Source organism: Citrobacter sp. Cpo089 (assembly GCF_030332695.1).
Taxonomy (GTDB): Bacteria; Pseudomonadota; Gammaproteobacteria; order Enterobacterales; family Enterobacteriaceae; genus Citrobacter; species Citrobacter portucalensis.
Genome location: NZ_JAOWHJ010000034.1, coordinates 1 through 18,512 on the forward strand (window position 1 = coordinate 1; position 18,512 = coordinate 18,512).

Sequence of the window (18,512 nt, forward strand, 5' to 3'; positions counted from 1 at the left end):
AACTGCACCCAAAAAGTTGGACACCCAACGAAGTAAGGTGCAGTTTTTTATGAGCAAGTATTCTCTCAGCTTCAAGCTTGAGGTTGTGCAGCACTATCTTTCCGGGCTGGAAGGACAGGAGGCGACTGCAAAACGTTTTGGTATCGATCACAGTGCCGTTCGTAAATGGTCTGCCGCCTGGAAGCTCCATGGCGAAGCCGGGCTTACAACCCGGCATTTCACCTATTCTCCTGCTTTTAAAGAGTCCGTTATCCTGCATATGCGTGAACACCAGCTGTCTGTTCGCGAAGTCTGTGCAAAATTCACTATCCCTGCCTTTTCCACTGTTAGTCAGTGGGAACGACTGTATGATGAAGGGGGATTAGAAGCCCTTACAGACAGTCGACGCAGGAAAAAAACGATGCCAGAACGCCCTGAGAATCACCCCGTCCCTCCTTTGCAGACCCCCCTTGCTCCGGATGAACGTGAGGAACTTGAACAACTGCGTGCTGAAGTGGCATATCTAAAAAAGCTGCAGGCCTTACTCAGGGAAAGAAGCACGTCAGGACGCGGGATAAAGCGCAGGTCGTGAATGAGTTAAGGCTGAAGTTCCCTCTTGCACGCTTGTTAAAAGCTGCAGGACTGGCAAGAAGCACGTTCTACTGGCAACTGGCCAACGGTAAAAAACCAGACAAATATGCCGATGATAAGCAGCATATTTTAACGCTGTTCCATAAACATAAAGGACGGTATGGATACAGGCGAATCACGCTGGCTGGCCGCCGGGAAGGAAGCTTACTGAACCATAAAACGGTTCAGAGGTTAATGAAGGTGTTAGATTTAACCTGTTGTATCAGAAGGAAGAAATATAACTCTTACAAAGGCCGGCATGGGAAAGTTGCGGGTAATGTACTGAACCGGCAGTTCAGTGTGGATAAACCCAACCAGAAGTGGGTAACAGATGTCACGGAATTTAAAATAAGCGGAGAAAAGCTGTATCTGTCCCCGGTTCTGGATCTGTATAACGGAGAAATAGTAGCGTATCAGATGGAGTCCCGTCCTCTTCTGTCGATGGTGGATAACATGCTGTCGAAGGCTATATCTGTACTGGGCAAAAACGAATACCCGCTGCTCCACTCAGATCAGGGCTGGCAATATCAGATGGCGCATTATCAGAACCGGCTAAAGGAGGCGGGTCTAAAACAGAGCATGTCAAGAAAGGGAAACTGTCATGACAATGCAGTGATGGAGAGCTTCTTCGGCACACTGAAATCTGAGTGTTTTTACCTCACGGAACACAAGAATATCAGCGAGTTGCGCATGGCTATCGATGACTACATCCACTATTACAACCATGAAAGAATAAAACAGAAACTGAAAGGCCTGAGTCCGGTAGAGTACCGAACCCAGGCCCAGATAACCGCTTAAAATAAACTGTCCAACATTATGGGGTCAGTTCATAAACAGAGGGTTTTTTACATATTACCGGTTCAAAAACCGCTAACGGAAAGGGATATTATTCCCACTCAATCGTAGCTGGCGGCTTACCGCTGATGTCATACACCACGCGGGAAATACCGTTCACTTCGTTGATAATGCGGTTAGAGACGCGGCCTAAGAAGTCATACGGCAGGTGCGCCCAGTGCGCGGTCATAAAGTCGATGGTTTCTACCGCACGCAGGGAAACAACCCAGTCGTACTTGCGGCCATCGCCCATCACACCAACGGAACGAACCGGCAGGAACACGGTGAACGCCTGGCTTACCTTGTTGTACAGGTCAGCTTTGTGCAGCTCTTCAATGAAGATAGCATCCGCGCGACGCAGCAGGTCACAGTACTCTTTCTTCACTTCGCCAAGCACACGTACGCCCAGCCCCGGTCCCGGGAACGGGTGACGGTACAGCATGTCGTACGGCAGGCCCAGCTCCAGACCAATCTTACGCACTTCGTCTTTGAACAGCTCACGCAGCGGCTCAACCAGACCCATCTTCATCTCTTTCGGCAAACCGCCCACGTTGTGGTGAGATTTGATAACGTGCGCTTTACCCGTGGCAGATGCCGCGGATTCGATCACGTCCGGGTAGATGGTGCCCTGCGCCAGCCACTTAACGTCTTCCAGCTTCAGCGCTTCTTCATCGAATACTTCCACGAATACGCGGCCGATGATTTTACGTTTAGCTTCTGGGTCGTTCTCGCCTTTCAGCGCGTCCAGGAAACGCTGCTCGCCTTCCACGTGAATGATGTTCAGGCCAAAGTGGTCGCCGAACATATCCATCACCTGCTGAGCTTCGTTGAGACGCAGCAGACCGTTGTCAACGAACACGCAGGTCAGGTTTTTGCCGATAGCACGGTGCAGCAGCATCGCGGTGACGGAGGAGTCAACGCCGCCGGACAGGCCGAGGATAACTTTATCATTGCCAACCTGCTCACGAATGCGGGCAACGGCGTCATCGATAATTTTTGCCGGCGTCCACAGCGCTTCACACTGGCAGATGTCGCGCACAAAACGCTCCAGCATGCGCATACCCTGACGGGTGTGGGTAACTTCCGGGTGGAACTGCACGCCGTAGAAGCGTTTTTCTTCGTGCGCCATAATAGCGAACGGGCAGCTGTCGGTGCTGGCAACGGTCACGAAACCTTCCGGAATGGCGGTCACTTTGTCGCCGTGGCTCATCCACACGTCCAGCAACGGTTTGCCGTCCGCGGTCAGGGAGTCTTCAATACCGCGGACAAGCGCGCTGTCGGTCTGAACTTCAACCTGCGCATAGCCGAATTCACGTTCGTTAGAACCTTCAACATGACCACCGAGCTGCATTGCCATGGTCTGCATGCCGTAGCACACGCCGAACACCGGCACGCCCGCATTGAAAACGTATTCCGGCGCACGCGGGCTGTTTTCTTCGGTGGTACTTTCCGGACCACCGGAAAGAATGATACCGCTTGGGTTGAATTCGCGAATTTGTGCTTCCGTAACATCCCATGCCCACAGTTCACAGTAGACGCCCAGTTCACGTACGCGACGTGCAACCAGTTGAGTGTACTGCGAGCCGAAATCGAGGATGAGAATGCGATGTTTATGAATATTGTCTGTCATTGACGCTAATTCCGAGGCAAGTGAAACAAATTCGCCCGGCATATAGCCGGGCGCGGAAACTTATCAGGAGCCCATGCGGTAGTTAGGGGACTCTTTGGTGATGGTCACATCGTGAACGTGACTTTCCTGAATACCCGCACCGCTGATGCGTACAAACTCTGCTTTCGTTCGCAGCGCGTCGATAGTACCACAGCCGGTCAGACCCATACAGGAGCGCAGGCCGCCCATCTGCTGGTGAATGATCTCTTTCAGGCGACCTTTATAGGCAACGCGACCTTCGATACCTTCCGGGACCAGTTTGTCAGCGGCGTTATCGCTCTGGAAGTAACGGTCAGAAGACCCTTTGGACATCGCGCCCAGAGAACCCATACCGCGGTAAGATTTGTAAGAACGGCCCTGGTACAGTTCGATTTCGCCCGGGGATTCTTCAGTACCCGCCAGCATGGAGCCAACCATCACTGCGGCAGCACCAGCAGCAATCGCTTTAGCGATGTCGCCGGAGAAACGAATACCGCCGTCGGCGATAACCGGAATACCGGTGCCTTCCAGCGCTTCAACGGCATCAGAAACGGCAGTGATCTGCGGAACACCGACGCCGGTCACGATACGGGTAGTACAGATGGAGCCAGGGCCGATACCCACTTTAACTGCGCTGCAGCCAGCTTCAGCCAGCGCGCGAGCACCTGCGCCCGTAGCAACGTTACCGCCGATGATCTGCAGGTCAGGATATTTAGCGCGAGTTTCACGAATACGCTGCAGAACGCCTTCAGAGTGGCCGTGAGAGGAGTCAATCAGCAGAACGTCTACGCCAGCGGCAACCAGCGCGTCTACACGCTCTTCGTTACCTGCGCCAGCACCTACCGCTGCACCAACGCGCAGACGACCATGCTCGTCTTTACAGGCGTTAGGTTTACGTTCTGCTTTCTGGAAATCTTTTACGGTGATCATGCCGAGCAGGTGGAAGCTGTCATCAACAACCAGCGCTTTCTCAACGCGTTTTTCGTGCATTTTGGCAAAAACGACATCGCGCGCTTCGCCTTCACGAACGGTCACCAGACGCTCTTTTGGCGTCATATATACGCTAACCGGCTGGTTCAGGTCAGTCACAAAACGCACGTCACGGCCGGTGATGATGCCGACCAGTTCGTTATCTTCAGTCACTACCGGGTAGCCAGCAAAGCCGTTACGCTCGGTCAGTTCTTTCACTTCGCGCAGAGTAGTGGTTGGCAGTACGGTCTGTGGGTCAGTTACCACGCCAGATTCGTGTTTCTTCACGCGGCGAACTTCTTCAGCCTGGCGCTCGATGGACATGTTTTTGTGGATAAAACCGATGCCGCCTTCCTGGGCCAGGGCAATTGCCAGGCGCGCTTCCGTCACGGTGTCCATTGCTGCGGAGAGCATAGGAATGTTCAGGCGAATGGTTTTCGTCAACTGGGTGCTGAGGTCAGCAGTATTCGGCAGAACGGTAGAATGAGCGGGAACGAGGAGGACGTCGTCAAACGTCAGGGCTTCTTTTGCGATACGTAGCATGGGCAATATCTCACCTGGGAGGTTATTAAATATTGCCGCGGCATTATACAGAGCGTAACCGATTGCATCCACACTTTTTTGCAAAAAAACCTTGCGCTCCTCTGTGAGCATGTTACTTTCGACTGAATAACTTGCTGATTTAGAATTTGATCCCGCTCACATGTTATCCTCTCAGACCACCTCAATTTTTACCGTAAGCCGCCTAAATCAGACGGTTCGTTTGCTGCTTGAGCAGGAAATGGGACAAGTTTGGATCAGCGGTGAAATCTCGAATTTCACTCAGCCATCCTCCGGTCACTGGTATTTCACGCTCAAAGATGACTCCGCCCAGGTACGCTGCGCGATGTTTCGCAACAGCAATCGACGGGTAATGTTCCGCCCGCAGCACGGTCAGCAGGTCCTGGTACGCGCCAACATTACGTTGTACGAACCGCGTGGCGACTACCAGATAATTGTTGAGAGCATGCAGCCAGCTGGTGAAGGCTTGTTGCAGCAAAAATATGAGCAACTCAAGGCCAAACTGCAGGCTGAAGGGCTATTCGATCAGCAGTTCAAAAAATCACTACCCTCTCCGGCTCACTGCGTTGGGGTCATTACCTCGAAAACCGGGGCTGCGTTGCACGACATTCTCCACGTGCTGAAGCGCCGTGACCCATCCCTGCCCGTTATTATCTACCCGACCGCGGTCCAGGGCGACGATGCGCCAGGACAGATCGTTCGCGCCATTGAGCTGGCGAACGCGCGGGGCGAGTGCGATGTGCTTATCGTCGGGCGCGGCGGCGGTTCTCTGGAAGATTTGTGGAGTTTTAACGACGAACGCGTAGCACGGGCAATCTTTGCCAGCCGCATTCCGGTAGTAAGCGCCGTCGGCCACGAAACAGATGTCACTATTGCCGATTTTATTGCAGATTTACGGGCGCCTACGCCATCAGCAGCGGCGGAAATTGTTAGCCGCAATCAACTGGAACTGCTGCGTCAAATTCAGCATGGCCAGCAGCGTCTGGAGATGGCGATGGACTACTACATCGCCAACCGTACTCGTCGCTTTACCCAGCTTCATCACCGTTTGCAACAGCAACATCCACAACTGCGTCTGGCCCGTCAGCAGACCGTGTTGGAGCGGCTGCGTCAGAGGATGAATTTCGCCCTTGAGAATAAGATTAAGCAGGCCAATCAGCGCCAACAGCGCGTAAGTCAACGCCTGAGCCAGCAAAACCCACAGCCGCGCATTTATCGGGCGCAAACCCGTATTCAGCAACTGGAGTACCGTCTGGCAGAGAATATCCGCGCGCGTTTAAGTGCACAGCGAGAACGCTTCGGTAATGTGGTGACGCATCTTGAAGCGGTGAGTCCTCTCTCGACGCTCGCTCGCGGCTATAGCGTCACTACCGCGACCGACGGCAAAGTGCTGAAGCAGACCAAACAGGTAAAAACCGGTGATGTGCTCACTACCCGCCTGTCAGACGGCTGGGTAGAGAGCGAAGTGAAAGGCGTAACGACGGCAAAGAAAACGCGTAAGAAAAAGCCAGATTAAACCGGCACAAATTCCACACGTTTCTTCGAGATCAGACCATGGCCATTCTGACAGAAGTAATCCACCGCACCGCAGGCTTTTAACACCTGGAGTGGCTGATGGCACTCCGGACAGCGCGCTTCTAACGGAATATCTTTTTTACAGTTTTCACAGTGTGCCACACCGTTTTGTGGTTCCAGTTCTGCGTGACAATCCGGGCAGGTCATCGACATGGTGACTCCTTTAAATGGCGTTCAATTCTGCGCTAATTTTACCATGATACGCTTAGTGTGAACCACGCAACTGTTGCTGTAGGATCAGTAATCGTTCGACCTCCTCCAGCCTGCGCTGCGTCGTGCGACTCACCTCCTGCGGGCTGCGCTCAAACAGACTTTGCGCCCCCAGAATATGTTCCGCCAGACAATGGGCATAAATCGTACCTGGCAGACACCAGCGTTGCACAACATCACCGTCAATCAATTCGAGCACATCGTCGGCACCCCGTCGGTCATAGCTGATGATACGCCCATCACGCAGATAAAGGCGCAGACCTTTTTGTCCGCCAGCGGGCCCCGCGTATTTATTCAGCCAGATATCCAGCGGTACACCGCTAATCAGCCCTTGCAGATGCGCCTCTCCTTCAGGCGTGGTCAGGTCACCCTGGATGATGTTATGTCCAAGACGGTCTTTAGCGCTCTTCACCTGCAGGGTCATGCTGTCATTACCACCCAGGTAACGCACCGTTTCACGCAGCATGGCCAGTACGTGTGCGCCAATGTCCAGAATCACACCGTCCGGGTGGCGAAGCTCACGCGTATCTGGCTCACCAGTGGCAAAGTTGAGCGCGATCGGCTCTCCTGTAGCGTTAAATCCGCTTGGCTCCTGCAAAAAACCGTCGATTTTAACAACGTCTGAAAAGTGAGAGACAAGTGCCTGTTGTGGGTTATCGCCCTGCCACTGCGTACCGAGTTTTCCCAATGCCAGCTCCATTGCGCCATTGCGCGCCATCCAGTGGTCGAGCGCCAGCACACGGTCGGCAGCGTCGGGTTGCTCCAGCAGCGTTTTCAGTTTTTCAATTTGGGAAAGCGTGGCAACAATCGGTTTTTCAACCACGATTCGTGCGATGGGAGCGGCCAGCGCCTGTTCAAGCACATCGAGATGATGCAGGATGCGGTGGTGATAAACAGGGTATCAAGCGGTGTTGCAAGAAGTTCAGCGAGCGATGCACAGCGTGTCACACCAGCGGGCTGTTTTGCAGGTTGCACGTCAAATCCCACACAGCACAGGGAATCACCGTAAAGTTTACGCAATGCGGGCAAGTATGCCGTTTCAACGACTGCGCCAAGCCCAACAAACCCTAACAGCATGTTCTCACCTCGTAAATGAATTGGCCGGGACATCACGTCTGCCCCGGCACAATCGAGGTGTTATCAGGCGCTAGTAGCCGGTTTAGTTTGCGTATTCTCCAGCATGCGACGGATCGGCACAATGAGGACGATCAGTACCGCAGCGCAGATAAGCAATGCAATCGAGCAGCGAGCGAAGAGATCCGGCAGCATATCCAGTTGGTCGGCCTTCACATGACCACCAATCAGACCTGCGGCCAGGTTACCCAGCGCGCTGGCGCAGAACCACAGGCCCATCATCTGCCCGCGCATTCTTTCCGGGGCCAGCAGCGTCATGGTCGCCAGACCGATCGGGCTCAGGCACAGCTCACCAAGTGTCAGCATCAGGATACTACCCACCAGCCAGAATGGGGAAACACCTGCACCACCGTTACTGAGAACGTTTTGCGCTGCCAGCATCATCAGACCAAAGCCTGCAGCGGCACAGAGAATACCGATAACGAACTTGGTGATGCTGCTCGGACGAATGTTCATGCTCGCCAGTTTCGGCCACGCCCAGCTGAATACTGGTGCCAGCAGAATGATAAACAGCGCGTTTATCGACTGGAACCAGACCGCCGGGATTTCAAAATCGCCGATCATACGGTTAGTGTAGTCGTTAGCGAACAGGTTGAACGAGGTTGGCTTCTGCTCAAACGCAGACCAGAAGAACGCGGCGGAAACCAGCAGGATAAAGCAGACCAGCAGTCTGGCGCGCTCTTTGCGATTCAGACCAGCAAAGACAAACAGGTAGATAAAATAGAGCGCGACAGAGGCGGCAATCACATACACCAGCATACTGGCAACCGCGACCGGATTTATCACAATCACGCCCTGCGCAATCAGCGTAACGATAACGGCTACGCCGACGGCCAGCGCCAGCAGCCACGCGCCCACACCGTTACGTTTCACTACCGGACTGTTCCAGGTTGAGTCCAGACCCACTTCGCTGTCATAACGTTTCATCGATGGAACGGCAAACACGCGGAAGATGATCAACGCCACCAGCATCCCGATACCACCGATGCCAAAGCCCCAGTGCCAACCGTGGGATTTAATCAGCCAGCCGGAGATCAGCGGCGCGATAAACGACCCCATATTGATGCCCATATAGAACAGCGAGAAACCGCCGTCGCGACGCGCATCGCCTTTTTTATACAGCGTGCCAACCATCACTGAGATACAGGTCTTAAACAGACCGGAACCGAGCACGATAAACATCAGGCCGATAAAGAACAGGTTGTTCCCCATAATGGCCGAGAGCGCGATCGACAAGTGACCGAGCGCAATCAAAATGGAACCGTACCACACCGCTTTCTGTTGGCCGAGCCAGTTATCCGCCAGCCAGCCACCAGGCAGCGCGGCGAGATACATCGTACCGGCAAAGATACCCACAATCGCCGAGGCATTTTCACGCGCCAGCCCCATGCCGCCGTCATAAACGGTAGCAGCCATAAACAGGATCAGTAACGGGCGAATGCCGTAAAACGAAAAACGCTCCCACATCTCTGTGAAGAATAGCGAGCCGAGCGGATAAGGATGACCGAAGAAAGTTCGGCTTTCTTTTTGATTAACAGAGGATTGCATAATTCTCCCGAAAGTTATGTCGTCGTGCGTGTAAACACCGCGATGTACGCCAGCCAGTTACGTATCTGACCGATTTTTTACATGCGGCGAAAAGTTATTTAACCATTTGATAACCTAAGGCTAGTTTTGTCTAGTACCAGCCCCCGGACTTTAAGATGAAAACTCGACAAATGTCTACTTTCTTAGATTTAAACTTGGCAAAAAACGAATAGTGATTGACATCGCACGGGCTGAGGTTGGCGTTGGAATAACGAAAAAAAACCCGCGACAAGCGCGGGTTTTCATCTGCATCAGCAACGATCACTTGCTTTTTTTGATGTGCTTAATCAAGCGCTTACGCTTACGCATCTGAGTCGGCGTCAATGTATTACGTTTGTTCGCAAACGGGTTCTCCCCTTCTTTGAACTGAATACGGATCGGCGTCCCCATCACGTCCAAAGACTTGCGGAAATAGTTCATCAGATAGCGCTTGTAGGAATCCGGCAGGTCTTTGACCTGGTTGCCGTGAATCACCACGATTGGCGGGTTATAACCACCAGCGTGGGCATATTTCAGCTTCACACGACGACCACGCACCAGCGGCGGCTGATGATCTTCTACTGCCATGGTCATGATGCGCGTCAGCATCGCGGTGCTCACGCGACGTGTAGAGCTATCGTATGCTTCACGGACCGATTCAAACAGATTACCCACGCCGCTACCGTGCAGTGCAGAGATAAAGTGTACGCGCGCAAAATCAATAAAGCCCAGACGGAAGTCCAGCGTCTCTTTGACCTGCTCTTTTACTTCCTGCGTCAGGCCATCCCACTTGTTCACAACGATAACAAGTGAGCGCCCACTATTGAGAATAAAGCCCAGCAGCGACAGGTCCTGATCGGAAATTCCTTCACGCGCGTCAATCACCAGCATCACCACGTTGGCATCTTCAATTGCCTGCAGCGTTTTGATTACTGAGAATTTTTCTACCGCTTCGGTAATTTTGCCGCGCTTACGTACACCCGCGGTATCGATGAGCACATATTCGCGTTCATCGCGCTGCATCGGAATATAAATACTGTCACGCGTGGTTCCCGGCATGTCGTAAACCACTACGCGGTCTTCGCCGAGAATACGGTTAGTAAGCGTGGACTTACCTACGTTCGGACGGCCGACGATTGCCAGTTTAATCGGCAAATCCTGCGGGTTGAAATCGTCTTCAGGCTCTTCTTCGCCGTTTTCTTTAGCTTCAAGCTGCGCCCAGTATTCTGCGTCTTCATCCACGTCTTCCTGAGGAGCAACGTCATCCATCCACGGCAGTAGAACATGCTCCAGCAGGCTGAGAACGCCACGACCATGTGACGCCGCGATAGGATAAATTTCACCCAGACCCAATGAGTAGAAATCAACAACCGCCTGGTCAGGATCGAGTCCGTCAGTTTTGTTGGCGACCAGGAACGTCGGTTTCTGGCGCGAACGCAGATGTTTAGCAATAGCTTCATCCGCAGGCATCAGGCCAGCACGCGCATCCACCATGAACAGCACAACGTCTGCTTCTTCGATAGCCAACAGCGACTGTTCCGCCATACGGGTTTCAACACCGTCTTCGGTGCCATCAATACCGCCGGTATCAATACAGATAAACTCACGGCCTTCAATTTCCGCACGACCGTACTTACGGTCACGAGTCAGACCCGGGAAATCCGCAACCAGCGCATCTCGGGTGCGAGTTAGACGGTTAAATAACGTGGATTTGCCAACGTTAGGGCGCCCGACAAGCGCGACCACAGGTACCATGTTTAAAGCCTCATTTAAAAAATCATCAGACAACGGGCACATTTTTGCGCCGTTGTTAAAAACAGTAAAACGGCCCCTGCACCAGGAGCCGTTTTTCAAAGCGAGCGGCCGGGACGATTAACGCGTAATGGAGTACAGCGTACCGTCTTTCGCCTGGATCAGCAGTTTACCATCAGCAGAGACCGGCTCGGTCAGGAAACCTGAGCTGTCGACTTTCTGCTGGGCAACAAAACGACCATCGTCAACGTTAATCCAGTGCAGGTAGCCTTCGCTATCACCGACGACCAGATTGCCATTATACAATACCGGGGACGTCAGCAGACGGTGCAGCAGATCGCTTTGCGTCCACAGCGTCACGCCGCCATCGGTGGTCAGCGCCAGTACGCGGTCATTCTGGTCAACCAGGTAGATACGGTTACCGTCGACGATGAAATCATTCACCGAGCCTAGTTCGCGTTTCCACATAATTTGACCGCTGCGCAGATCCAGCGCCGTCAGGTTACCATTATAAGCCAGCGCGTAAACAACGCCATTGACGATAACCGGCGTGGTATCAACGTCGCTCAGACGATCGATTTCCGTTGGGCCTGTCGCCTGAGAGATACGCTGCTGCCAAATCATCTGGCCTTGCTGCATCAGCACGGCGCTCACGCGACCGTTATCACCGCCGACAATAGCTGCGCCAAAGGCAGTTGCCGGAGCGGATTCACCACGCAGAGACAGGGAAGGCATGTCGAGGTTAACGGTCCATTTGATGGCGCCATCAGCTTCGTTTAATGCCTGCAACTGGCCGTTGCTGGTGTGGATCAGTACTACGCCATCGCTCACAACAGGACGAGACAGCGCTTCACCGGCGACTTTCGTCTGCCATGCGGTGGTACCGTCGCTGGTATTCAACGCATAAACCTGTGCTTTTTCGCTGCCAATGTAAACATGTCCGCCAGACACGGTTACACCGCCAGAAAGCTGTGCAGATGCACGGGAGAACCAGCCGTCTTTCTCACCCAGATTCACAGACCAGACTTCTTTACCGTCGCCTGCGTTCAATGCTTTCACTACACCAGCGCGATCGGCTGCATAGACAACGTTATCCGCCAGCGCAGGGTGAAGATTGGAATAGAAATCACCAATACCGTTACCTACGGAGGTGCTCCATTCCGTAGACGGAGTAAACTGGTTTTCAACCACCGGTAATGGGGACATCTTAACGACATCTTCTTCGCCACTAAACAGTGAACAGCCGCTCAATAGGGTAACGGAAAGCAGCCCTGGCAGAAGTAATTTACGCAATTGCATCGGGTCCCTCTCAGATGGACAAATTATTGATTTTCATCTGCATCATTTCGCTCAGAGCAGGAGAGGCATCGCTTTTCACACCCGCTTCCCATGCGCTACGCGCACCTTGTTTGTCGCCTTTGCTCAGCAACGCTTCACCGCGCAGATCGGCAACAATGGCCGTCCACCCTTCACCTTTAATAGTGTCGAGCGTTTTCAGCGCGGTATCAGCCTGTTTAAGCTGAACCTGAACACGAGCCAGACGCAGGTTAATCACCGCTTTGAGATTTTCATCGCTGGTTGCGGCCAAGCCCTGTTGCAGCTGACTTGCAGCTTTCTCAAGTTCATTTTGGTCAACAAACTGCTGCGCAAGTTCCAGTGAAGCCAGCGCGCCGTAGGTATTTTTATTCTCTGCAGCAAATTTCTCAGCGGCAGGAATGCTGTCCGGTTTACCCGCGCTAACCGCAGTCACCGTATTTTGATACGCCAGAGAAGCAGAGCGTGCGGACTCCGTCTGATGGCTGGTCCAGTAACGCCAACCAACCAGCGCGCCAACCCCTAAAATGATCCCAACAGCCAGCGCCTTGCCGTTTTCAGCAAAGAAGCGTTTTACCGCATCAACCTGGTCGTGTTCGTTCTCGTAAATTTCCACGCTGTCCTTCTCCTTAGCCCAGTAAAGTGCGCAAATGCGCGGCAACGCTATCCTGCGCAACTGCCGTTTGCTCACCAGAGCGCAAATCCTTCACTACAACAGTACCGTCAGCCACTTCGGACTCGCCCAGTACCAGTGCAACGCGGGCGCCCCACTTATCGGCACGGGCAAACTGTTTCTTAAAGTTGCCGCCACCGTGGTTTGTCATCAGTTTCACACCAGGAACTTCATCGCGCAGACGTTCTGCAAGCGTCATTGCCGCCGACTGCGTGTCCGCCCCTGAAGCAACCAGGTATATATCGACAACAGGATCTGCGTTAAATTCCGGATTAACTGCCTGAACTAACAAAACAAGTCGTTCCAGACCCATAGCAAAGCCCACGGCAGGCGTTGCACGACCGCCAAGTTGCTCTACCAGACCGTCGTAACGACCACCGGCACACACGGTGCCCTGAGAGCCCAGGCTGCTGGTGACCCACTCAAATACGGTGCGGTTGTAGTAATCAAGACCACGAACCAGACGCTGATTGACGGTATAGGCAATGCCTGCGGATTCCAGCAGTTTGCACAAGCCCGCGAAGTGCTCGCGAGAGTCGTCATCAAGATAGTCGCCCAGTGCAGGCGCGTCGTTGAGCAGCGCCTGTACTTCCGGGTTTTTGGAGTCGAGAACGCGCAGCGGATTGGTGTACATACGACGCTTGCAGTCTTCGTCCAGTTTCTCTTTGTGCAGTTCCAGGTAGGCGACCAGCGCATCACGGTAGTTAGCGCGGGCTTCAAGCGAACCGATTGAGTTCAGCTCAAGGCTAACATGCTGAGAAATACCCAGCGCGCGCCACCAGCGAGCGGTCAGCATAATCAGCTCCGCATCGATGTCCGGGCCTTGCAGGCCAAATACTTCGACACCCAGCTGATGGAATTGACGATAGCGTCCTTTCTGCGGACGTTCGTGGCGGAACATCGGCCCGATATACCACAGACGCTGTTCCTGATTGTACAGGAGACCATGTTCGATGCCGGCGCGTACGCAGCCCGCAGTCCCTTCAGGACGCAACGTCAGGCTGTCGCCATTACGGTCCTCAAAGGTATACATCTCTTTTTCAACCACGTCGGTAACTTCACCGATCGCGCGTTTGAATAACGGGGTCTGCTCTACAATCGGCAAGCGGATTTCACTGTAACCGTAGCTACCGAGCACGTTTTTGAGAGTGCCTTCAATGCGCTGCCAGATGGCGGTTTCGCCAGGCAGATAATCGTTCATGCCGCGAATGGCTTGAATGTTTTTTGCCACGTTTATTCTCTTTATGAATATAAAAATGAACCCTCAGCGCTAACCCGAACAATGCGGGCGCCATGCGGGTTCAATCATACACGGGAAGCACGCCGCTTCCCATCACGTTGTTATTTTTCAAGCTGCTGCACGTCGATACGACGCGCTTCGTCCAGAATACTCGCTTTAGCGCGGATGCGGGCTTCAAGCTGCGTAATCATGTCGTCGTTATCGAGTCTGTCCTTACGCACGCCGTCTTCATACAGGCCGCTTTTCTTGTTACCGCCCGTCACGCCCAGCGTAGAAACCAGCGCTTCACCAGGACCGTTTACCACGCAGCCGATGATCGAAACGTCCATTGGCGTAATGATATCTTCCAGGCGTTGCTCCAGCGCGTTAACCGTACCAATAACGTCAAACTCCTGACGCGAACAGGTTGGGCAAGCGATGAAGTTGATCCCGCGCGCGCGAATGCGCAGCGATTTCAGGATATCGAAACCCACTTTGATCTCTTCCACCGGATCGGCTGCCAGAGAAACACGCAGCGTATCGCCGATCCCTTCAGATAACAGCAGGCCAAGGCCGATCGCGGACTTCACCGAACCACTACGCAGGCCACCGGCTTCGGTGATCCCCAGATGCAGCGGTTGATCGATCTGTTTCGCCAGCAGGCGATAGGATTCTACGGCGAGGAAAACGTCAGACGCTTTAACACTGACTTTGAATTGATCGAAGTTCAGACGATCGAGGTGATCCACGTGGCGCATAGCGGATTCCAGCAGCGCCTGCGGCGTCGGTTCACCGTATTTTTCCTGCAGATCTTTTTCCAGCGATCCGGCGTTGACGCCGATACGGATAGGAATATTTTTATCACGAGCGCAATCCACCACCATGCGAATACGCTCTTCACTGCCGATATTACCTGGGTTAATACGCAAGCAATCAACACCGTATTCCGCTACCTTCAGCGCGATACGATAGTCGAAGTGAATATCGGCAACCAGCGGGACGTTAACCTGCTGTTTGATAAGCTTGAACGCTTCTGCGGCATCCATTGTCGGTACAGAGACACGAACAATGTCTGCGCCTACGCGTTCCAGCGCTTTAATCTGATTAACCGTCGCTTCCACATCCGTGGTACGCGTATTAGTCATAGACTGTACGGCGATGGGCGCACCATCGCCGATCGGCACGTTCCCAACGTAAATGCGTGTCGATTTTCTACGTTGAATTGGAGCCTGGTTATGCATTAAAAAATCTCCCGCATTGCCGTCTGTTACTGAGCCGGTGATTGTTCGGCATTAACGGTCAGACGCGCAACCTGGTTAGTTCTGATAAAACGACTCAGATCGACAGGTTTACCCTGGAACTGAATCTGCACTGCCGCCGGGGCGCCAATTTTCAGTTTGTACGGCGCTTGACCGGTCAGGTTTAGATTGCCGTCTTTACGCTGCATCCCGCTGAACAGTTTTTTACCGGTCGCATCGGTTACTTCCAGCCAGCAATCGGCGGTAAAGTTCATCACCAGCGCGTTAGGATCGGCTGCAGGTGTAGTCACACCTGCCTGATCGGTCGGCAGAGGGGCCGATGTAGCTGGCGCGGTTGCGGTATCGACGTTAGCCTGAGAAGGGGCAACAACGGCGTTCTGTTGCGCATCAGCGGCGGGTGCCGGGGTCGCAGCAACGTCTGGCGTTGGCGCTGCGTCCGCCACCGCACCATCGTCAGGAGCCGGAGGGGTATCCTGCCCTGCTGCTGCGCTGGTATCTAACGGTACGTTCTGCGCACCCTCTTTACCGGCATTCAGCTCAGCAGAGGATTGATCGGCCATGGTGGTGATCTCTTCCTGCTGCGCTTTATGGTTCTGCCACCACCAGGCGCCTGTCAGTCCGACAACGACAAACAGCACCAGCCAGGTAAAGGTCATTAACCAGCCGTCACGTTTCTTACGACGCTTACCGAGCGAAAAGCTCTGCATCGGTGCGACCTTAGCTGGTCGAATCGGAGCCTGTTTTTCCAGCCCTGGCAACAGTTCTTCTTCAGGAATATGCACCAGACGCGCATAAGAACGGATATACCCGCGCAGGAATGTTGAAGCAAGATCGGCTGGCGCCTTATCTTCTTCAATATCGCGTACCGTGGAGACCTTCAGGCAAAGTCGCTCCGCGACTGCCTGCTGGCTGAATCCGAGTTGTTCACGGGCATTGCGCAGACGAACGCCGGTGGATAGTGTTTCATTTTTGTCGTGCGTGGCTTCAGTATTCATTCGCTACAGCTGCGTAAATTTGGGTTCTGATGCCGGCGAGCCACAATGCTCACCCACACCGCGAAACATCTGGTCAGTTAACCTTCGTCAGACAGTATAAAACGGTCAGACTATCAATGACAAAACGGCGTAAACCTGAGGGCTAAACACTTGTTACGCCGTTACATACTGCCTTAAAGTCGACAAAAACGCACCGTTATTATTGACCTGACGACGACAACAAAAAACCTCATATGGCTTACGTTGCACTACGGTACAGGAATTATACCGTAGTGCGCCAACATCAAACGGTCTTAATGTCGATAGCGTCGCCCTGCATACGCTTACGCAGAGTACGCTTGGTACGGTCGATAACGTCGCCCGCCAGCTGACCGCAGGCTGCATCGATGTCATCACCACGTGTTTTACGCACGATGGTAGTGAAACCATAGCTCATCAACACTTTGGAGAAACGATCGATACGGCTGTTAGAACTACGGCCATACGGCGCGCCCGGGAACGGGTTCCACGGGATCAGGTTGATCTTACACGGCGTATCTTTCAGCAGTTCTGCCAGCTGATGCGCGTGTTCAGTGCCATCATTGATGTGATCTAACATCACATACTCAATGGTTACACGACCCTGGTTAGCGTTGGACTTCTCCAGATAACGACGAACCGCACCAAGGAATGTTTCGATATTGTACTTTTTGTTGATAGGTACAATTTCGTCACGAATTTCATCGTTCGCCGCATGCAGAGAAATCGCCAGCGCGACGTCAATCATATCACCCAGCTTATCCAGCGCAGGGACAACGCCTGAGGTGGAGAGCGTGACGCGACGCTTGGACAGCCCAAAACCGAAGTCATCGAGCATGATTTCCATCGCCGGAACCACGTTGGTCAGGTTGAGCAACGGCTCGCCCATCCCCATCATCACCACGTTGGTAATAGGACGCACGCCCGTAGCCTTCACCGCACCAACGATCTTCGCCGCGCGCCAGACCTGACCAATGATCTCCGATACCCGTAGGTTACGGTTAAAGCCCTGTTGCGCCGTAGAGCAGAATTTACACTCTAATGCGCACCCGACCTGTGAAGAAACACACAGGGTCGCACGATCGTCTTCCGGGATATACACCGTTTCAACGCGCTGATCGCCAACCGCGATAGCCCATTTGATCGTACCGTCAGAAGAACGCTGCTCTTCCACCACTTCCGGGGCGCGAATTTCAGCCACTTCTTTCAGCTTGTTACGCAGCACCTTGTTGATGTCAGTCATGTCATCAAAGTTGTCGCTGCAATAGTGGTACATCCACTTCATGACCTGATCGGCACGAAACGGTTTTTCGCCCATCTCTTTGAAGAATTCGCGCATTTGCTGACGGTTCAGATCCAGCAGGTTAATTTTTCCATTTTTATTTGGAACCGCAGGAATGACGACTTCAGAGGTGTTAACTAATTCAGACATAATTTTTTCCGGCCTCGTTGTTACACGTTGTGGCCCGTGGAGGGTTAAAAAGAAACGCCCCGGCAAGCGATCTGCTCTTCCGGGGCGTTGCATTGTACAAAGTCTGGCGCAGGGATGCCACGTTTGCACGAAGCATTAGCGAAAATAATATGTAAAGGAAGATCGTAGGCCTGATAAGACGCATCAGCGTCGCCACCAGGCAAAGCAGAGCCGGATGCGCAAACGCTTATCCGGCCTACAGGACGAGCTTATTAGCGCGTACGCGGGCAAACCTCGCCTTCACCAAAGAAATAGGCGATTTCGCGCGCCGCTGACTCAACGGAGTCGGAACCGTGAGTACCGTTCTCGGTGAAGCTGTCAGCATAGTCTGCACGCAGAGTACCGGCCAGCGCATTCGCCGGGTTGGTTGCGCCCAGCAGATCGCGATGACGCTGTACGGCATTTTCGCTTTCCAGAACAGAAACAACGATCGGACCGGAGGTCATAAATTCAACCAGACCGTCAAAGAACGGTTTGCCATCGTGCTCAGCATAGAAGCCACGTGCCTGCTCAACGGTCAGGTGCAGCATTTTAGTGCCGACAATTTTGAACCCTGCTGCTTCAAAGCGCGCAAAGATGCTCCCAATAACGTTTTTTGCCACCGCGTTTGGTTTGATGATGGAAAAAGTACGTTCAATAGCCATGATAACCTCTGTAATGTGTTCTGTTGTTGTCTATATAGATGTACGACCTGGCGCGGATTAT

Annotated in this window: 14 protein-coding genes and 1 pseudogene; 2 read left to right on the forward strand and 13 right to left on the reverse strand. The window is 53.3% G+C overall.

Going from position 1 to position 18,512, the window contains the following annotated elements; genetic code table 11:
• The first annotated feature begins 49 nt into the window (after nt 1-49).
• Nucleotides 50-1,407, forward strand: a protein-coding gene (locus OGX92_RS05300; protein ID WP_174785198.1) for an IS3 family transposase whose coding sequence is annotated in 2 segments (ribosomal slippage) — nt 50-512 and nt 512-1,407 — 1,359 coding nt in all. Because the reading frame shifts where the segments join, the coding sequence is not laid out codon by codon here.
• Nucleotides 1,408-1,495: 88 nt separating this feature from the next.
• On the opposite strand, the gene guaA is transcribed toward OGX92_RS05300, so the two are convergent.
• Nucleotides 1,496-3,073, reverse strand: coding sequence for a glutamine-hydrolyzing GMP synthase (gene guaA / locus OGX92_RS05305; RefSeq protein WP_003835152.1), 1,578 nt, complete (start codon nt 3,071-3,073; stop codon nt 1,496-1,498).
• A 63-nt stretch (nt 3,074-3,136) separates the two neighbouring features.
• Nucleotides 3,137-4,603 (reverse strand): IMP dehydrogenase, encoded by a 1,467-nt coding sequence (gene guaB, locus OGX92_RS05310; protein WP_003037756.1) that lies wholly within the window; start codon nt 4,601-4,603, stop codon nt 3,137-3,139.
• 160 nt (nt 4,604-4,763) lie between these two features.
• On the opposite strand from guaB, the gene xseA reads away from it, so the two are divergent.
• The gene (xseA, locus tag OGX92_RS05315) at nt 4,764-6,137 is read left to right on the forward strand and encodes an exodeoxyribonuclease VII large subunit (protein WP_125112728.1); all 1,374 of its coding nucleotides are present in this window, start codon (nt 4,764-4,766) and stop codon (nt 6,135-6,137) included.
• Here xseA and OGX92_RS05320 read toward each other — a convergent pair.
• From OGX92_RS05320 to ndk, 11 genes and pseudogenes are all read right to left on the reverse strand, one after another.
• A complete protein-coding gene (locus tag OGX92_RS05320) occupies nt 6,134-6,349 on the reverse strand; it encodes a zinc ribbon domain-containing protein (RefSeq protein ID WP_003835160.1) in 216 nt (71 codons plus the stop codon). The two genes, xseA and OGX92_RS05320, sit on opposite strands and share 4 nt — an antisense overlap.
• A 52-nt stretch (nt 6,350-6,401) precedes the next feature.
• Nucleotides 6,402-7,483, reverse strand: a pseudogene (locus OGX92_RS05325) (Gfo/Idh/MocA family oxidoreductase).
• A 63-nt stretch (nt 7,484-7,546) separates the two neighbouring features.
• Complete coding sequence (locus tag OGX92_RS05330; RefSeq protein ID WP_003835166.1) at nt 7,547-9,088, reverse strand: peptide MFS transporter; 1,542 nt, start codon at nt 9,086-9,088, stop codon at nt 7,547-7,549.
• A gap of 300 nt (nt 9,089-9,388) precedes the next feature.
• Nucleotides 9,389-10,861: a ribosome biogenesis GTPase Der gene (gene der / locus OGX92_RS05335; RefSeq protein WP_063941707.1), complete on the reverse strand. Its 1,473-nt coding sequence runs from the start codon at nt 10,859-10,861 to the stop codon at nt 9,389-9,391.
• Between the two features lie 117 nt (nt 10,862-10,978).
• Entirely contained in the window at nt 10,979-12,157 is a 1,179-nt protein-coding gene (gene bamB, locus OGX92_RS05340) for an outer membrane protein assembly factor BamB (RefSeq protein WP_008785453.1), read from the reverse strand.
• A gap of 10 nt (nt 12,158-12,167) precedes the next feature.
• Complete coding sequence (locus OGX92_RS05345; RefSeq protein ID WP_003835172.1) at nt 12,168-12,788, reverse strand: YfgM family protein; 621 nt, start codon at nt 12,786-12,788, stop codon at nt 12,168-12,170.
• Nucleotides 12,789-12,801: 13 nt separating this feature from the next.
• The gene (gene hisS, locus OGX92_RS05350) at nt 12,802-14,076 is read right to left on the reverse strand and encodes a histidine--tRNA ligase (RefSeq protein WP_003835173.1); all 1,275 of its coding nucleotides are present in this window, start codon (nt 14,074-14,076) and stop codon (nt 12,802-12,804) included.
• 110 nt (nt 14,077-14,186) lie between these two features.
• Complete coding sequence (ispG, locus tag OGX92_RS05355) at nt 14,187-15,305, reverse strand: flavodoxin-dependent (E)-4-hydroxy-3-methylbut-2-enyl-diphosphate synthase (protein ID WP_003037720.1); 1,119 nt, start codon at nt 15,303-15,305, stop codon at nt 14,187-14,189.
• A 26-nt stretch (nt 15,306-15,331) separates the two neighbouring features.
• The gene (gene rodZ, locus OGX92_RS05360) at nt 15,332-16,318 is read right to left on the reverse strand and encodes a cytoskeleton protein RodZ (protein ID WP_125112731.1); all 987 of its coding nucleotides are present in this window, start codon (nt 16,316-16,318) and stop codon (nt 15,332-15,334) included.
• A gap of 283 nt (nt 16,319-16,601) precedes the next feature.
• Complete coding sequence (gene rlmN / locus OGX92_RS05365; RefSeq protein WP_286586306.1) at nt 16,602-17,768, reverse strand: dual-specificity RNA methyltransferase RlmN; 1,167 nt, start codon at nt 17,766-17,768, stop codon at nt 16,602-16,604.
• 251 nt (nt 17,769-18,019) lie between these two features.
• Nucleotides 18,020-18,451, reverse strand: coding sequence for a nucleoside-diphosphate kinase (gene ndk, locus OGX92_RS05370; RefSeq protein WP_003037710.1), 432 nt, complete (start codon nt 18,449-18,451; stop codon nt 18,020-18,022).
• Between the last annotated feature and the right edge of the window lie 61 nt (nt 18,452-18,512).

Bases quoted from the DNA above. Each gene is read 5' to 3' on its own strand.
- rlmN (WP_286586306.1), bottom strand. From the start codon at position 17,768: ATGTCTGAATTAGTTAACACCTCTGAAGTCGTCATTCCTGCGGTTCCA.
- xseA (WP_125112728.1), top strand. From the start codon at position 4,764: ATGTTATCCTCTCAGACCACCTCAATTTTTACCGTAAGCCGCCTAAAT.
- der (WP_063941707.1), bottom strand. From the start codon at position 10,861: ATGGTACCTGTGGTCGCGCTTGTCGGGCGCCCTAACGTTGGCAAATCC.
- OGX92_RS05320 (WP_003835160.1), bottom strand. From the start codon at position 6,349: ATGTCGATGACCTGCCCGGATTGTCACGCAGAACTGGAACCACAAAAC.
- ndk (WP_003037710.1), bottom strand. From the start codon at position 18,451: ATGGCTATTGAACGTACTTTTTCCATCATCAAACCAAACGCGGTGGCA.
- rodZ (WP_125112731.1), bottom strand. From the start codon at position 16,318: ATGAATACTGAAGCCACGCACGACAAAAATGAAACACTATCCACCGGC.
- bamB (WP_008785453.1), bottom strand. From the start codon at position 12,157: ATGCAATTGCGTAAATTACTTCTGCCAGGGCTGCTTTCCGTTACCCTA.
- ispG (WP_003037720.1), bottom strand. From the start codon at position 15,305: ATGCATAACCAGGCTCCAATTCAACGTAGAAAATCGACACGCATTTAC.
- guaA (WP_003835152.1), bottom strand. From the start codon at position 3,073: ATGACAGACAATATTCATAAACATCGCATTCTCATCCTCGATTTCGGC.
- guaB (WP_003037756.1), bottom strand. From the start codon at position 4,603: ATGCTACGTATCGCAAAAGAAGCCCTGACGTTTGACGACGTCCTCCTC.
- OGX92_RS05330 (WP_003835166.1), bottom strand. From the start codon at position 9,088: ATGCAATCCTCTGTTAATCAAAAAGAAAGCCGAACTTTCTTCGGTCAT.